Origin of the sequence: Salmonella sp. 32070601201500089SM (genome assembly GCF_017573605.1) — a bacterium.
Taxonomy (GTDB): Bacteria; Pseudomonadota; Gammaproteobacteria; order Enterobacterales; family Enterobacteriaceae; genus Salmonella; species Salmonella enterica.
Genome location: NZ_JAGETK010000017.1, coordinates 80047 through 94694 on the forward strand (window position 1 = coordinate 80047; position 14648 = coordinate 94694).

Here is a 14648-nt window from a genome sequence, read left to right on the forward strand (position 1 = left end):
GGCTCATCGGCCGGGGCTGTGGGATTGTGCCTGTTGCAGAGTTTTTTCCTGCCTGTCCTCCGCCTTTTGGCTGTCAGACCACTCTTTCCAGGTCTGCTCAAAACCCAGAGAGCGGAAAAGCTTGTCCGGTTGCTCTTCCGGTTTGTGGATGGCGGCAAACAACGGGGAGTCCTGTTGCTTCAGGTGAAACTGCATTATTTGTGGGGACGGACGCTGATGATTATTCTCATCATGGTTAACAGCTTCACCGTAACCGGCAAACTGCAGACCGTTATCCGTCAGGGCATTGATGACCAGCTGACGGTTGTCAGCTGACGGGGTGGCCAGTGCCGGGTAAAGGGTGCCGTTCAGGCGGACCACGCCCTGCAGATGATCATCTGCGCTGTGGACCAGCAGAAGATTCAACTGACGATTGTCCTTATCGGCAGAGGCGATGGCTGGTATCAGTTCATTGGGTGCATTACCAGCGAGGGGGAGTCGCATTGATTGATCCTGAGGTGCTGATGCAGGTTGCCTGTCTTCACCAATGTACAGATTATTGGGAGGATTTTTGGGGGAGCGAACTTCCTGCATTATCTGTGGCCAGTGTTGTTGCATCTGTAACATCACCTGGCTGAATGTTGCCATCGGAAACTCCAGGGTATGCTGACCCGCATGAGGTTGGTCATTATTAACGGTAATGCCGTTACTGACCGGGGTTATGGCCCAGATATTACGGATACGATCCCGCGTTTCACCGGACAGCCGGAATGTTTCTCTCGCCTGCAGTGTCAGTGTGACGGGGTCACCCTTCTGATGGTTTTTGACCAGTTCTTCCAGGCCGTTTCCCCAGTATTCCCGTTTGCCACTGCGGTTGGTGAGCTCCACAAAAAAGCAGCGCCCTTTTCCGGGCGCATACTCTTTTTCTCCGTAGTTTGTCAGGACGGCAGTCACACTTTCACCGGGGCTGAGCTTGCCGGGCGGCTCTTCCTCCGGTGTGTCGGGTTGCTGCGGCTGTGCACTGACAGGGGCTTTTTCTGGCGCAGACGACGGGGCGGCGGGTTGTTCCGGTCTGTCGGCCCGGGGGGCTTCAGCTTTTGCCGTGACCGGCGCTTCCGGATGCGGTGTTTCAGCCGTACTGCCTGCTGTTTGTTCAGCCTCTGCCTTCGGTGACACAGGGGGAGCCGGTTGGGCCATTGTTGTCTCTTCCGGTGACTGGCGGTTGAGTTCCGGCGTGGGTCTGTGGGTGACAATGGCATCATGCGCCATCTCTTTTTCCTTTCGGAGTTTTTCCAGTGCTGCCCGCTGGGCCGGGAGTTTCATGCGAACCTTGATGTCGTATTCGACAATCAGCTGCATGGCTTTTTGCTTAAAGGCATCACTGCCGGTCAGCTCGATAACGCCGCCATAGAAGTTGGTGGCCACAGCAAGGGCAGCCAGGACCTTTTTGTCATCCGCGCTGGCGCCATCCACCATTTCGAGACAGTAGAGTCTGTCCAGGAAGGCGGGTTCACCGTCAACGCTGTAGAGCGCAGTCCTGTCGGGAAACTCTTTGTGTGTAAGATTTTTAAGGATCTCGTCCAGGTTGTGCCGCTGCGGACTGTCGGGACGGCGGGGTGCAAAGATAATCGTGTCCGGTTCCGCTGACGATGTGTCTTCCGGGCTGGTTTCCGGTGGTGATGGTGGTACGACCTCCTCTGTTGCTGTTTCAGCCTCCGTGGGCTTTTTCTCCTGAATAACGGAAGGTTCTGAGGTGCGTGATTTCCCACCGGTCAGAAAACGGCGCAGACGGCTGAAAAGCGATGGCGTATCAGGGTGGGCTGCTTCATTCGCTGTGCTGGTCTCAGTGGCGGACACAAGACGCTCTTCCTGCAGTTTATCTTCAGCCGTCGGTTCAGCGGTGGCCTGCCGGACTGGTTGAGTTTCTGCAGGTTCAGAAGGTGAGGCTGTTTCTGCTGTGCCGGTGTTGTGAACAGCAACCGTGGCATCGGCATTGAGCTCCTCAGCGGGTGCGTTCCTGTTGTCATCGGTGATGTCAGAGGAGTGCTCTGCGCCGGTCTCAGCGGCAGACGCAACGCTCTTTTCCTGTGCTTTATCTTCTGCCGTCAGTTCAGTGGTCACCTGCTGAACTGGCCGCATCCCGGCCGGTTCAGAAACTGTGTTTGTCTCCGCGTTGTCGGTGTTGTGAACAGTGGGGGCCCCCGGAGTGTCAGCGTTGAGATCTTCCGCAAATGCGCTCCAGTCGTCAGCGCTGGCCATGGAAACCTGCACTTGTTCTTCAGACTGCGTTGTGGTGGTGTGCTGTGTCCCGGCCGCGTCGGAGAGGGAGGTTTCCGGTGTGTCTTCACTCCGGGGATGTTCTTCTGCCTGCGTGCTCTGGTTGTCAGCGGTGGTGGCAGAGGCATTTTCTTCACCGGTATCAGCGGTAGCCACAGAGGCATTTTCTTCTCTGGTATCGGCAGCGGAAACAACGTTCTCGTGTGGTTTATCTTCTGCGGTCGGTTCAGTGGTTGCCTGCTGCACGGACTGCATCCCGGCAGGTTCAGGAAGCGTTCCTGTTTCTGCTGTGTCGCTGTTGTGAGCAGTGTCTGTACCTGTGGCGTCTGTATTGAGGTCTTCCTGGTCGCCAGCGGTAGCCACAGAGGTATTCTCTGTGCCGGTATCAGCGGCAGACGCAATATTCTCCAGTGGTTTATCCGGGGATAACGTCTCCGCAGTTACTGATTGCAGGGATGCATAGGCGGCATAGTCATCTTCATATGCCTGGTTTTCTGTATCGTCGGAGTGGGTGTCATAAGGCGTATCCTGTGTCGCCAGCTCCGTTTCCGGGGCTGTGCTCTGTCTGTTTTCAGGGGACATTTGTGGCTTCTCATTTTTTACCGGTGTGAATATCAGGTTGCCGATCACGACAGCCTCACGATGGTCGGCAGTGTCACTGTTGGGTGTGAGGATACCGATATGTTTTAACTGTGCGTTCATGGCATTCTGAAAGTTGTCCCGTCCCCGGCTGGCGTCCAGGTCATTGAAATCGGTCAGTCCCTGTGCTTTTTCCGCCTCCGTAAAGGCCGGAATAATGACTTCGCCATTCGTGACTTCTGCGGCCTTTGTTGCACTAAAAACCCCTTTGTTAATTTCCCGTTGATGATCGTTGTCGGCACAGAAGACAAAGGGGCTGTCAGTCCAGATTTGGCGGGCATTTTCTGCCACGGCAATCATATTGCTGGCATCAACTGTCATCAGAACCGGAAGGCCGGTTGCTTCGTGCAGGGAGGCTGCAGTAGCGTAACCTTCCGCAAATAACAGGGGGCGGCCATTTTCCGGGGTTCCGAAGGTGAACCAGTTGCCGGTTTTCTCGGAGTCTTTCAGAATGCGGGCATCCTTCCCGCCGGTGACCGGAATACGCTGGTACGAACGTATTTCTCCCCGGCCGTTGCTGAAGGGAATAACCAGCTCATTTTTATTGTTCAGCCGCACGCCAGGCGCGGCCCGGATGCCCTTGCGCGTCAGGTATTCATGTGCTGTTGCCTGTGGCAACCTGTTAATATAGGAGCGGGCATAGCCGGCCTGTTTGTTATACTGTTGCTGCAGTTTACGTGCGTTATCATCGCGCTGTTGCTGAGCGAATGCCCGCAGATGCAGTCTGGCCAGAGGATCGTGTTGTTCTCCGCCGGAAAATACCCAGTTTGTGGGACTGTCATCGGCGCTCCGGTAGTCGCGGTACCAGCCGGCGGGACGACCATCAAGATAGGCCCTGTATGCGCCACTTTTGGCCCCTTTTTTGTCATCCCGGGTGGCCACTCTGTGTATGGCTCCGTCCATCTGTGGCAATCCCTGAATAACCAGCCCGGCGTTTTCCAGGACCTGAGCAAATTCAGTGACCGGATCGCCGGCATCCATCGACAGTTCCTGTGGCCGGGGTAACCAGCGCTCCAGTAGTGAAAGTTCGGTACCCGCCCGGGCATACCAGAGCTTTTTTTCTGGATCCCATGCGACAGCTTTGCGGCCATTTAACGGGGGAACTGCATTTTTTACGGCTTCTGTCTCCTCAGGCGGGACAGCAAGCCAGGTTCGATATCTGGACTTCATGTCGTTCTCCGGGGATTAAAGATGAGGGCGTTGTGATACGCCGGGATGATGAACAAAAGAGGGTGATGCTGGTCCGTGCCATTCACGGGGTAATGCGGTGTGGTTCAGGTTGCGCGTCATGTGGGACGGCATGCCGGGTAATGTAAGGTGATTTCATTGTGCTGGCTCCGGATGGCTGAACAGAATTGCCCGTATTCCGGTAAGGAGAACGGCTTGCGTTCAGCAGTAGTTAACAGAACGAAGATAGATTAATGTGAGAATAACAAGCAGGTATGAATATCAGTATTTTGGGTAAAATTATGAAATATTATCTTTGTTCTGCCCCCGTCTGAATAACAACAGGAGCAGCGGGTTTATATTTTGTTTGTCAGCAGCATTTTTAATAACAGGATAACAGAATTAGCCTTGCTTTTTATTATGGTGTAGTTATGTCCTCGTTGTTCAAGACGTCCCTGGTAGAGGATGAAAGAAATATCGTCGGTGTGATCTTTTTGTCTGATACAGAGGAGGATTGTTCTTATGGGCTGTTTCGATGGAACGCCTGCAGGCCTGTCATCACTGACAGGTCGATGAAGCGTGAGCTTACGGGTGACAATGCCGTTTTCATATAGTGCCGCTTCGGTAATATTTTTTGTGTCAAATGTAAGTGAGGTTATACTGTATTTTTTACTGAACATTCGGCCGTTCACAGCCACCATCACGATGATGGTTTTATCCATGGTAATATTAATTCCGGTCTCATTATGCTGGTTGTACCTGAACCATGAAAACTCAGTGATATTCAATTCTTTTTTCTTGAAAAAGTCCTTTTTTCGTTTTTCTGATTCTTTTCTTATATATTCGTGTCTGAGACAAAAGATACAGGCAAATAAAGTCACCATGAGAAAGGCAAGAAGCAGAATAATCACAAGATAGTCAACAGCAGGGTAAAACATATTGTCTCCGCTTGACTTTCCACTCGCCTTCACCGAAGACCTTCAGCCCGGTGGAATCAATTACCAGGTGTGCGATTTCACCCCGGGTGGGCGTTTTGAAACTGATATTAACCGACTTTGCCCGCCTGCTGACACAGCTGTAATCCGGGCAGCGTAGCGGAACGTTCATCAGAGAAAAAATGGAATCAATAAAGCCCTGCGCAGCGCGCAGGGTCAGCCTGAATACGCGTTTAATGACCAGCACAGTCGTGATGGCAAGGTCAGAATAGCGCTGAGGTCTGCCTCGTGAAGAAGGTGTTGCTGACTCATACCAGGCCTGAATAGCTTCATCATCCAGCCAGAAAGTTATGGAGCCACGGTTGATGAGGGCTTTATTGTAGGTGGGCCAGTTGGTGATTTTGAACTTTTGCTTTGCCACGGAACGGTCTGCGTTGTCGGGAAGATACGTGATCTGATCCTTCAACTCAGCAAAAGTTCGATTTATTCAACAAAACCAGTTACAGCCCTTCGGCGATGATTCTCGCCGCTGAAGCCAGCACATCGCGGCGGCTCTCTGCGTTCTGTTGCGGCTGGGTAAAATAGGTCACCAGAACCAGCGGCGCACGACCCTGCGGCCAGATCACCGCAATATCATTGGTGGTGCCGTAGTCGCCGCTGCCGGTCTTATCACCCACAGTCCACGACGTCGGTAAGCCGGCCCGAATGCTGGCTGCGCCGGTCGTATTGCCTTTGAGCCACGTCACCAACTGCGCCCGCTGGGTTTCGCCCAGCGCATGACCCAGCGTAAGCTGACGCAACGTCTGCGCCATCGCCCGCGGCGTGGTGGTGTCTCTCGGGTCGCCGGGAATGGCGGTATTCAGCGTAGGTTCAGTGCGATCCAGACGAAACGTCTCATCGCCGATCGCGCGGGCAAAAGCCGTCACGCCTCCCGGGCCACCGAGCTGGGCAATCAATTTGTTCATGGCGGTATTGTCGCTGTACTGCAACGCGGCCGCGCTCAGTTCTGCCAGCGTCATTGTGCCGTTGACGTGTTTTTCGGCAATCGGATTGTAGTTAACCAGATCGGCAGGCTTGATCTCGACAGGCTGATTAAGCAGCTGCTTTTGCGTTTCACTCTGCTTAAGCACCGCCGCGGCCGCCATAACTTTACTGGTACTGCACATTGGAAAGCGTTCATCACCGCGATAAAGCACCTGCGTATTATCTGCGGTATCGATGAGCGCGACGCCCAGCCGCCCTCCGCTGCTTTTCTCCAGCGCCGCCAGCTTTTGCTGCACCGCACTCGTCTGCGCATAAAGCGGCGCGCTGCCCAGCAGCAGCGGAATGCACGCCGCCGCCGCGAACATCATCCGTTGCACTCTCTTTGTCACCATCTCAAACTCCCAATACGGTCAATCCGTGTTACATCAGTATTCCCTAAATTCCACGTGTGTTTTTTATTAGCTTCAAAAATCACTATTTCACGAAGAATTTAGACTGCTTCTCACACATTGTAACATTATTTACAACCACCTTTCAATCATTTTTGATAAATCATTGATTTCATCTTTGCTGCAATGATACTTAATAAACTCTGCAAGTTATCCACAGAGCAACACTCAATTTTATTGATGATATTCTTATTATACCAGACATTTTTCATACACTCCCTTGTACGGATAGTTTTCCGACAACTTCATGATTACATATCTTGCGGTTTTGATTATTTTTGCTGCAAGAAATACATACTTCAAACGAAAGGTCTTTATTTGCTGTCTGTATTCTGAAGAGTCCAAGGAATCAAACTTGAACAACAAAAATAGGTTATATGAAAGCATCATCATTTGAAACACGGCTTCATTCGCCCAAAATGACTTTAGCAAGAGATGACCCACCGCCATGTCGTATTTGGCTTCTTTGATATAGTTTTCAGCATTACCACGCTTTTCATAGTATATAACTACTTTTTCAGAAAGCAAGGTAGTATTTGTTACAAAGAAAAAGTAGTCGTATTCGGAACCTTCTAAAAGTGATAATTGTGCTCTTTCTTTTTCTGGTTTCAGTACGCGAGATACGACAAATCTTCTGTCTTTTTCCCATTTAACTAATTTTGTATACAGTTCTGTAGTTTCTCTACCTTCTTCTCCTTTAACGAATACAATTGATGAATTCGTTGCTTGTGAGGTGAGTGTAGAATAACTTTTGGCTTTAATTAAATATTTGCATCCAAGAGATTCTATCGTTTCGATAATTTTTTCATCAAAGTAGCCACTATCCATTCGAAATAAAATTTCTAAATCGTCTGATTTGATGTTAGCAACAATTTCTTTGATCATTTCCGCAGCACCGTTTGCAGTGTAAGTATTGCCACTTCTTACAAATCCGGTAACATATGCTTTTAATTCGTCGCAAAATGCAAATTGGATATTGTAGCATCGGTTTCCCAGTTTCTTAGGATTATATCCTTTTGACGCACCTTCTTGATGACCTTCTACGTTAATTACACTACTATCAATATCAATCGTAATGGATGTCAATTTACTTTTAGTGAGCAGTTTTTTAAAGACTTTAAAATTAATGTCTCTAAACATTTGGGTTGTCTTGAAGTTGAAGTTTCCTAGAAACCGTGACACTGTTTCAGGTTCTTTTACGGAAATATCAAACTCGTTGACGAGGGGATCATTTTGAAGTAGCTTTAGACGTTCTAACTTATCAATGCCAATGAAGTGACCGCAGAGCATGGTCTTTATATGATTCATCTTGATTTTATTTGTTGAGTCATTATCAAATACGAGGTCATTTTCAATAAAATCAAAAATCCCATTGCTTTTTGCATTCTCAAGGAGCAGAAAAAGACCTGCATTTGATGTTAGATTCTTAGCTTTGAAATCAATTTTATTAATCATAATTAGAACCCCTTTTTACTACTTTTCTTACTATTATTTTACCATATATCGAGTCATAAAAGCTGATAATTTAACATATTTTTGAGCACTTTTCTTTCACCCAATGGGTGAAAGCTGAATTTCGAAGGAATGCATATTTATCAAGGCTTTGATTATGCTTTTTGAAGTACTGACGTAGAATCTAGGTCCGCAATATCAGGGCCGGCGGGCGGCCCCTTGTTTTTTATCAGAAGGAGTAACGGACGCTGGCATTCACCGTGTTACCCACGTTGTTCTTACCAGATGCCGGTTTTAAGACTCCAGACCGAAGCGAAGATTATCACGGATCTCAGCGTTAAGACTCATAGTCATTAATATACGCCTGTCTTTTTCACCCTCAGTTCTTCTGCCGGGATGGTAACCAAAAGAGGGTTATTCCGTTCCGCGCCATTCACGGGGTAATTCTGTGCGATGCCGGTACCACCAGGGACGGCCTGACGCCTGTTTACCCTGCACCAGGCTGTACAGACGCCGGCAGAGCGTCCGGACAGTCCATCCTGAGTACCCCAGGAGCACAAAAAACAGCAGAATGCCGCTGCACACCCAGAATGTTGTTTTTGACGGATACGGAAACAGCAGCAGGTAAATCATGGTAAACGGCAACGGGACACCATAAATATTCAGTGGCGGGGTGACATCCCGCCAGAAGCCTTCGCGTTTCATTTGGGGAATTCTCCGGCCGGGATGAAGAGCGCAGCTTCTGATGCCTCAATGCTGCCCGTCTGATACATGGTCAGAACCAGATCCCGTATCCGCCGTTTTTCCTTGCGAATGATTTCATCAATGTAATGCCCCCATGTCGCATGGGACTGCCGGGAGAGCGTATCACGCAGTTCGTCAGTTATGACGATGTATTCCCGGACGGCCTGTCTGCCACCGTCATTTGTTCTGACCAGGACCTGCACCAGAATGAACTGCACCAGGGAAAGGGTGGCGGCTGCCATTGAATCCCTGATTTCCGGTGGAAATAACCCCAGCAGCCGGGCAAAGGTTTCACCGGGTGATTTGGTGTGCATGGTGCCGATGCAGAAGTGACCGGTGTTACCTGCCTGGACGGCTGCATCTGCCGTTTCATAATCCCTGATCTCACCGATACCGATGATGTCCGGGTTACGGCGAACGGCAGAGCGAAGTCCTGCCGCAAAACTTTCCACATCACGCCCGATTTCGGCCTGATGGGGTGGCAGAAGGTCATTCTCTCCCCCCAGAATGTATTCCACCGGATCTTCATAGGTCACCGTTTTGCGGTCGGGGAAATGCGTCTGAATGTAGCGGTACAGTGCCGCTGCCAGTGTGGATTTACCGGAGCCAGTCTCTCCGCAGATGAAACCCAGACCGGTTTTCCGGAGCATGGCATCCAGCAGGTCCGGTTCAATATTCATGGTGAGGATGTCCGGAATATCGGACGGGATCACCCGCATGGTGACGGAGATTACTTTTTCTTCTGTTGCTGATGTTCCCTGAATCAGGTGACAGCGCAGGCGAACACGCTGCCCCCGTTGCAGACCGTAGCGACCGGAGGCATCACCGCTGACCTGAATGGTACGGTCCACGGGATGACCGGACAGCACCCGGGGAAGGACTTCCCGTCCAAACAATTCATCACTCAGCGCCATCATGATGGAGGACGGCAGAGGATGTGCGGACGAACGTACCCGCCGTCCAAAGCGACTGACAGATACCGGTGAGCCGCCTGTCAGATCGATATCACTGACGCGGTGTCGGGCACACCAGGCAAAAAAATAGCGAAACTCTTCGGCCGTGAAACGGGCGAAAGGGAATGTGCCGAACTCATCGGGTAATTTCATCGGGGGCTCCTTCCGTGCTGACGACCGGACGCCAGCGTGATTTCTGCAGGGTGAATTCCGCGTGTGTCTTCAGACGGCGGACGTGGTCTCCGGTGATGAGTTTCCTGCCGTTACCGGTGACGGTCTGCCGCTGTTCAGTCACATCCGGGCGTGTGATCATGCCCTGACGCCAGAGCAGGGCATAAAGCATCATTCCCCGGTAATCCCGGGTCAGGCGTTTCTGGTTGGCTTCCAGGGTGAGGTCAGCGTTGTCACGGCCTTCCTGCCAGCCCTGGCGGAGTGCGTTTTCCCAGAGTCTGCGCTGTGCGCGGTCTTCCGGTACAACACGGCCCTCAGTTCCCGGGGTGGCGGTAGTGGAAAGCCCCCGCAGAAGCCAGTCACGCCAGCCCGGCGGGTTACTGACAAAACGTTCGGGGCGCAGGATGGTCCAGACACGGGACGCGGTTCTTATCTGGTCAGGCTGAATGTGAGCAACATCCTGCGCTTCATCAATAACAGGGGGCAGCCAGCCTTCCCTGCTGATAAGGGGACGGAAGTCATACAGGGCATTCAGTGTACTTTCCCGGGCATTCAGTGCCTGAATCAGTTCCCATGAGCGCTGTGCTTTTCCGCCACGGAATCCCAGCGTTCGTCCGGCGTCCGTGAGCATCTGGCGACGGGTGTCTGAAATGCCGTCATCCTGGTTGTCAGTGGGCGTCAGCCATGCCCGGAGATCCGGCGGTGGTAAATTGCCTGCCATACCGGCAGGGGGGCGATGGTGCTGTCCGGCACAGCCTGCCAGCAGGAGCCCGGACAGCAGGAGACAGACCTGTTTTTTCATTTTTTCTCCGTTGGCATATAGGAAAGATGTAAACGCCCGGCTGACTGTGAGAGGACTGCCCGCCAGGCAGTCTGGGCCTCTGTGAGACGAAGGGCATCAGCGAAGGTCATATCGCGTACATGGAGTGAGACGGGCAGGGGAAGACGCACGCCGCTGTAACTGAACTGTTGTCCGCGCAGACGGGCCAGCTCGCTCAGGAGCTCCAGAGCATCGCCTTCCCAGTCAAAGGAAACCCGCCCGCTGTGAGCCTGCAGGCTGCCTCCGGGCTGGCGGGAAGGCAGGGCTGCAGAATACGTGCCCTGCTCCCACAACTGATACTGTGCATGTCGTGTGACAGCGACTTCAGAAGCTGCACCGTACTTCCTGGCCGGTGCGGTATTATCCGGGGGAAGATGACAGCCGCTCAGACAGAGCATGGTAACTCCCCCTGCAAGGGTGATACGTTTTTTTTGCATGGTTTTATCCGGAAAATAATGAACAGGACTGGCGGTGAGTGGCCAGAAGAGCGGAAACGAGCAGATTCAGGTCAGAAGCCCCGGGCGTCCCGGGGCGTGATAATCAGAAGGTGAACTGTAACTGAGCAATGGCACCGTAGTTGTTGTCGGTGCCCACGAGGCCGGCGACATCAATGTGAATCACATCAAACGGTGAGAGCCCAATCCCGGCAGTGAATGCACTGCCGTTGTTGCTGACCAGATTCTGGCGGTAACCGGTACGTAACTGTGCCCATTTCCAGGCATTAAACTCAGCACCAACGGCGGCAAACTGACGTTTGCTGTCTGATGTGAAGCCGCTGGCCGGGGTCAGATCCACATCCAGTGCCGTGGTGAACATGTCGTTGTGCCATGATACGCCGGTCGTTACCTGCGGACGGATCCTGAAGGTTTCAGTGACACCATGTACCTCTTTGGTCTCAATGCTGCGTGGGATCAGGTTCTGTGCGACCAGACCCAGCGTCCAGTTGTCATCCAGGTCCATGCTGGCACCGATATCAGCGTTAATACCGTTTTGGGTGTTGTGGTAACGGTCACCTTTGAATGCGCTGCTGTCATAGTTTTTTATCAGCGTATTGTAGTTAAACAGGTCAACACGCTGGAATTTTGGTGTGAAGCCCAGTGACCATTTTTGTCCGGCCGTTTCCAGTTCAGTGGCCAGCGCAACGCCCACATCGGTGATCAGTGCGGCACGGGCAAAAGCCTGTGAGGTCAGTCTGTTTTTATCCACATCCTGGCTGCCACTGTCTGCAATGCTTTCCAGATAGTTCAGGTCGGCATCGCTGACTTTACCGTCGACGCTGACAGTCCCGAACGTTTTCAGCATCAGTGCAGCAGCGAGGGTATCACCGGGAAGGGCCGCCACAGCAGATACCCCGGCCTGTGCGCTGGCATGGGTGTTCCGGAAGTCCTGCAGTCTCTCTTTCAGGCGGGCCGCTGTCTGCGGTACCCCGGAGTGGCTGTCGACGGCACGGTCGAAGGCTTTCCAGTCATCGCTGATTTTGTCGGCGTTGTCGGCGATATTACCCGGATCGGACAGCTGCGCACCCACGGACGGAAGCAGAAGACTGAAGTCATCTTTTGCACCGGATTTTGTCAGCAGTGCCGGGTTTGCCAGTGGGGCCACACCATAGTGAGAGGAGGCAACCCCCGTTCCTCCCATCGCATCATTGCGGGCTTCAAAATATGACGTTGCTGCAGTCGAATTAAAGGAAAATAAAACGGCAGACGCGATGAGAGTACGGGTAATATGCTTTTTCATCATCATTTCAGTTTCCTGTATTGAGGTATTTTGGGTATAACAACAGAGGGCACGGCTGTGCCATTAAAAACAGTTGGTGTATTATTCCGGTTTATTGCTCAGTATTATTACCAGGGGGATAACGGAACCCTGAATAACGCAGTGGGTAATATTTTTCCTGTTATCAGATATTCTGCCTGTGCCGGAGTGAGTGTTACGGCGCGAACAGGGATATCCGGAGATATTTTTCGGGCCATCTGAAACCAGCCTTCTTTTTCTATATCCATTCTGACCGGATATAACGAAAGTACCGGATAAATAATGGTGTTATTAATTTCTTTTTTCTGCCTGAGCAGAACGCCGCAATATTCTCCGGAATGCGTTCCGGCAAACGGAAAACCATGCCAGAGAATAATGTCCATATTCTCGCGGGCTGAAATAATCCTGCAGAATATCTCCTGTGTGGCTGGCCAGTCTCCCGGACGATACAGTGGATAATGCACCCTGCCGTTCAGCCATTCCGGACTGAGATAAAACCAGTCAGCCAGTGCTGCAAGAATCTCCCCGGTCAGATAGTCAGTGAGTCTGTCCGGCTCCCGGAAGACGGCAGGGCGGATATTCCAGGGGGCCAGTAATGCAGCCATCGTTGTTGCGCTGATATCATGTGCCTGCATGATGTGCTCCATCCTGCTGAGAAGACGGCGGACGATGTTATCTGCAGGAAGAAACATTTCACTTAACGCGTCTTCGACCAGGATACGTGTCAGGTCAGAGACGGAAAGAGAAAGCTGTTCGCTCATGATACCAAGGGCATCCCTGACTCCCTGCGGATAACGAACCTGCAGGGGTGTGGACTGCAGCTGGCGATGACTGAGCAGGCATTCGCAAATTCGCTCCCTGTCCAGGGAGAGCATCATACGGGCGGCAATACCTGTGCTGTCAGTTTTCATTTCACCTCCATGCGGGTCAGCGTGTTTTGTTCATAAATTGAGTCTAAAGAGAGTGTTTTTTAAACGGAAGCGAGTTATTTCGATCGTTATGATCGAGTGTGTTTCAAGAGTGTTTGCAACTCTGTTTTAAGGGCGAATGAAAAGGATTCGGACAGGATGACCGTGATTAATTTAACCCGGAAGCAAAAGTTGATTTTCATTCTGATATGCCTTCAGTTTGTTAACGGACAAATCATGACCCGTTCATCAATGTTTGCGGGTAGCTCGCCTGGCGTGGGAACGCGTTCACCCCGCTGAGCCGCCTGTGCCAGTGTGCGCAGCAACAATACGCTGGCATGAGATATAGCCAGTTCCCGGGTTTCTGCACGGGTTTCAAGGTCGAAATCGTGCAGTGTCACGACAAACAGCCCGTTTCTGCACCCGACAGTTGCAGGGTAGGGAACAAAATAAGGGGAAATTTTGCTGGTCTGTTTACGCTTGGCATCGAGTTTGCTGACCAGCTGATATGCCCGGAGATGCGTGTACCGTTTTAACATGTTCAGGGAGCGGTGGCCTGAAATAGCGGCAACTTCAATGACATTCAATGTACCAAGTTCGAAAAATCGGCTGATGGCTTCATGACGGAGATCGTGAAAATGCAGATTTTCTATTTTCAGGTCCAGAAGTGCGGTACGCCAGGCGCTTTTGAAACCGGATGAGGTGTAACTGAACACATTGCCGTTTATCTGTTGTGGCAGAATTTGCAGGTAGTTGCGAGCTTTCCGGGAGAGTGGGACATCGCGTGGTAAACCATTTTTCGTTTCAGGAAGATGCGCCACTCCGTGCTGCAAATCGAGGTGTTCCCAGCGTAATGTGAGGATTTCCCCCTGTCGCATTGCTGTTTCCAGGGCCAGATGGAAGATAACGTAGAGCTGCTGATTTTTATCTCTGAAATAGCGGGAGAGTCGGCGTTCTTCGCCAGAAGTCAGGCGACGATCGCGTCCACTACTGATTTTGGGTTTTCGGACCAGTTCAACAGGATTCATACGGCATGTCCCCCATTCCACACTGGCGATATTGAATAATGATGATAAAAGAGCAAGTTCAAGACGGACGGTGTTTCCGGTGATTTGACGCCCTGTTCGTGGGTTAATTTGAGCCAAACGCTGATCCCGGTAAGTGGCGATATCAACGGTGGTGATTTCATCCATATAGCGCTCGGCCATAGGGTGACGTTTAATCACATTGACGCGATAAAACTCCTGCAGATGACCTTTTTTGTGGATGGATACTGTCTTCAGGTATTTGTCCAGCGCCCGGTTGAGAGTCATTTTGCGAATTTTTATTTTTCGAAACATATCTGCCTTCCACGATAAATCCGAGGAAGGTAGGAATACTGAATCAGAAATGCAATGTCTCTGTGCCAATCCGGT

The 14648-nt window shown here is 51.4% G+C and carries 11 protein-coding genes and 2 pseudogenes; all 13 read right to left on the bottom strand.

The annotated features are described in order from the left end of the window. Window positions 1-3: 3 nt before the first annotated feature. On the bottom strand, window positions 4-4065 hold the full coding sequence (locus J4728_RS21185) for an LPD7 domain-containing protein (RefSeq protein WP_013307874.1): 4062 nt from the start codon (window positions 4063-4065) through the stop codon (window positions 4-6). A 353-nt stretch (window positions 4066-4418) separates the two neighbouring features. After that, a complete protein-coding gene (locus J4728_RS21190; RefSeq protein ID WP_025750394.1) occupies window positions 4419-5000 on the bottom strand; it encodes a hypothetical protein in 582 nt (193 codons plus the stop codon). A gap of 7 nt (window positions 5001-5007) precedes the next feature. Beyond that, a pseudogene (locus J4728_RS21195) lies at window positions 5008-5463 on the bottom strand (IS5 family transposase); the annotation flags it as partial. Between the two features lie 34 nt (window positions 5464-5497). After that, window positions 5498-6373, bottom strand: coding sequence for an extended-spectrum class A beta-lactamase CTX-M-14 (locus J4728_RS21200; protein ID WP_001617865.1), 876 nt, complete (start codon window positions 6371-6373; stop codon window positions 5498-5500). Window positions 6374-6622: 249 nt separating this feature from the next. After that, complete coding sequence (locus J4728_RS21205; protein WP_000608644.1) at window positions 6623-7885, bottom strand: IS1380-like element ISEcp1 family transposase; 1263 nt, start codon at window positions 7883-7885, stop codon at window positions 6623-6625. 226 nt (window positions 7886-8111) lie between these two features. Then, window positions 8112-8272, bottom strand: a pseudogene (locus J4728_RS24340) (autotransporter outer membrane beta-barrel domain-containing protein); the annotation flags it as partial. A gap of 24 nt (window positions 8273-8296) precedes the next feature. Then, window positions 8297-8587 carry an IcmT/TraK family protein gene (gene icmT / locus J4728_RS21210; protein ID WP_000817801.1) on the bottom strand — a complete coding sequence of 97 codons (291 nt, stop codon included), beginning with the start codon at window positions 8585-8587 and terminating at the stop codon, window positions 8297-8299. Then, on the bottom strand, window positions 8584-9732 hold the full coding sequence (traJ, locus tag J4728_RS21215; RefSeq protein ID WP_013307876.1) for a plasmid transfer ATPase TraJ: 1149 nt from the start codon (window positions 9730-9732) through the stop codon (window positions 8584-8586). Before traJ ends, icmT begins: the two co-directional genes overlap by 4 nt. After that, entirely contained in the window at window positions 9716-10552 is an 837-nt protein-coding gene (locus J4728_RS21220; RefSeq protein ID WP_000745049.1) for a type IV secretory system conjugative DNA transfer family protein, read from the bottom strand. The genes traJ and J4728_RS21220 overlap by 17 nt, the downstream gene beginning before the upstream one ends. Continuing rightward, a complete protein-coding gene (locus J4728_RS21225) occupies window positions 10549-11007 on the bottom strand; it encodes a DotD/TraH family lipoprotein (protein WP_025750398.1) in 459 nt (152 codons plus the stop codon). The genes J4728_RS21220 and J4728_RS21225 overlap by 4 nt, the downstream gene beginning before the upstream one ends. 103 nt (window positions 11008-11110) lie before the next feature. Further along, window positions 11111-12313, bottom strand: coding sequence for a conjugal transfer protein TraF (locus J4728_RS21230; RefSeq protein WP_013307879.1), 1203 nt, complete (start codon window positions 12311-12313; stop codon window positions 11111-11113). 101 nt (window positions 12314-12414) lie between these two features. Beyond that, window positions 12415-13236, bottom strand: coding sequence for a hypothetical protein (locus J4728_RS21235; protein WP_001681675.1), 822 nt, complete (start codon window positions 13234-13236; stop codon window positions 12415-12417). Window positions 13237-13448: 212 nt separating this feature from the next. Beyond that, a complete protein-coding gene (locus tag J4728_RS21240; protein WP_013307880.1) occupies window positions 13449-14573 on the bottom strand; it encodes a site-specific integrase in 1125 nt (374 codons plus the stop codon). Window positions 14574-14648 lie beyond the last annotated feature (75 nt).

What these genes read in the sequence shown, in the direction of transcription:
- J4728_RS21185 (WP_013307874.1), bottom strand. Translation starts at nt 4,065, where the DNA reads ATGAAGTCCAGATATCGAACCTGGCTTGCTGTCCCGCCTGAGGAGACA.
- J4728_RS21190 (WP_025750394.1), bottom strand. Translation starts at nt 5,000, where the DNA reads ATGTTTTACCCTGCTGTTGACTATCTTGTGATTATTCTGCTTCTTGCC.
- J4728_RS21200 (WP_001617865.1), bottom strand. Translation starts at nt 6,373, where the DNA reads ATGGTGACAAAGAGAGTGCAACGGATGATGTTCGCGGCGGCGGCGTGC.
- J4728_RS21205 (WP_000608644.1), bottom strand. Translation starts at nt 7,885, where the DNA reads ATGATTAATAAAATTGATTTCAAAGCTAAGAATCTAACATCAAATGCA.
- icmT (WP_000817801.1), bottom strand. Translation starts at nt 8,587, where the DNA reads ATGAAACGCGAAGGCTTCTGGCGGGATGTCACCCCGCCACTGAATATT.
- traJ (WP_013307876.1), bottom strand. Translation starts at nt 9,732, where the DNA reads ATGAAATTACCCGATGAGTTCGGCACATTCCCTTTCGCCCGTTTCACG.
- J4728_RS21220 (WP_000745049.1), bottom strand. Translation starts at nt 10,552, where the DNA reads ATGAAAAAACAGGTCTGTCTCCTGCTGTCCGGGCTCCTGCTGGCAGGC.
- J4728_RS21225 (WP_025750398.1), bottom strand. Translation starts at nt 11,007, where the DNA reads ATGCAAAAAAAACGTATCACCCTTGCAGGGGGAGTTACCATGCTCTGT.
- J4728_RS21230 (WP_013307879.1), bottom strand. Translation starts at nt 12,313, where the DNA reads ATGATGATGAAAAAGCATATTACCCGTACTCTCATCGCGTCTGCCGTT.
- J4728_RS21235 (WP_001681675.1), bottom strand. Translation starts at nt 13,236, where the DNA reads ATGAAAACTGACAGCACAGGTATTGCCGCCCGTATGATGCTCTCCCTG.
- J4728_RS21240 (WP_013307880.1), bottom strand. Translation starts at nt 14,573, where the DNA reads ATGTTTCGAAAAATAAAAATTCGCAAAATGACTCTCAACCGGGCGCTG.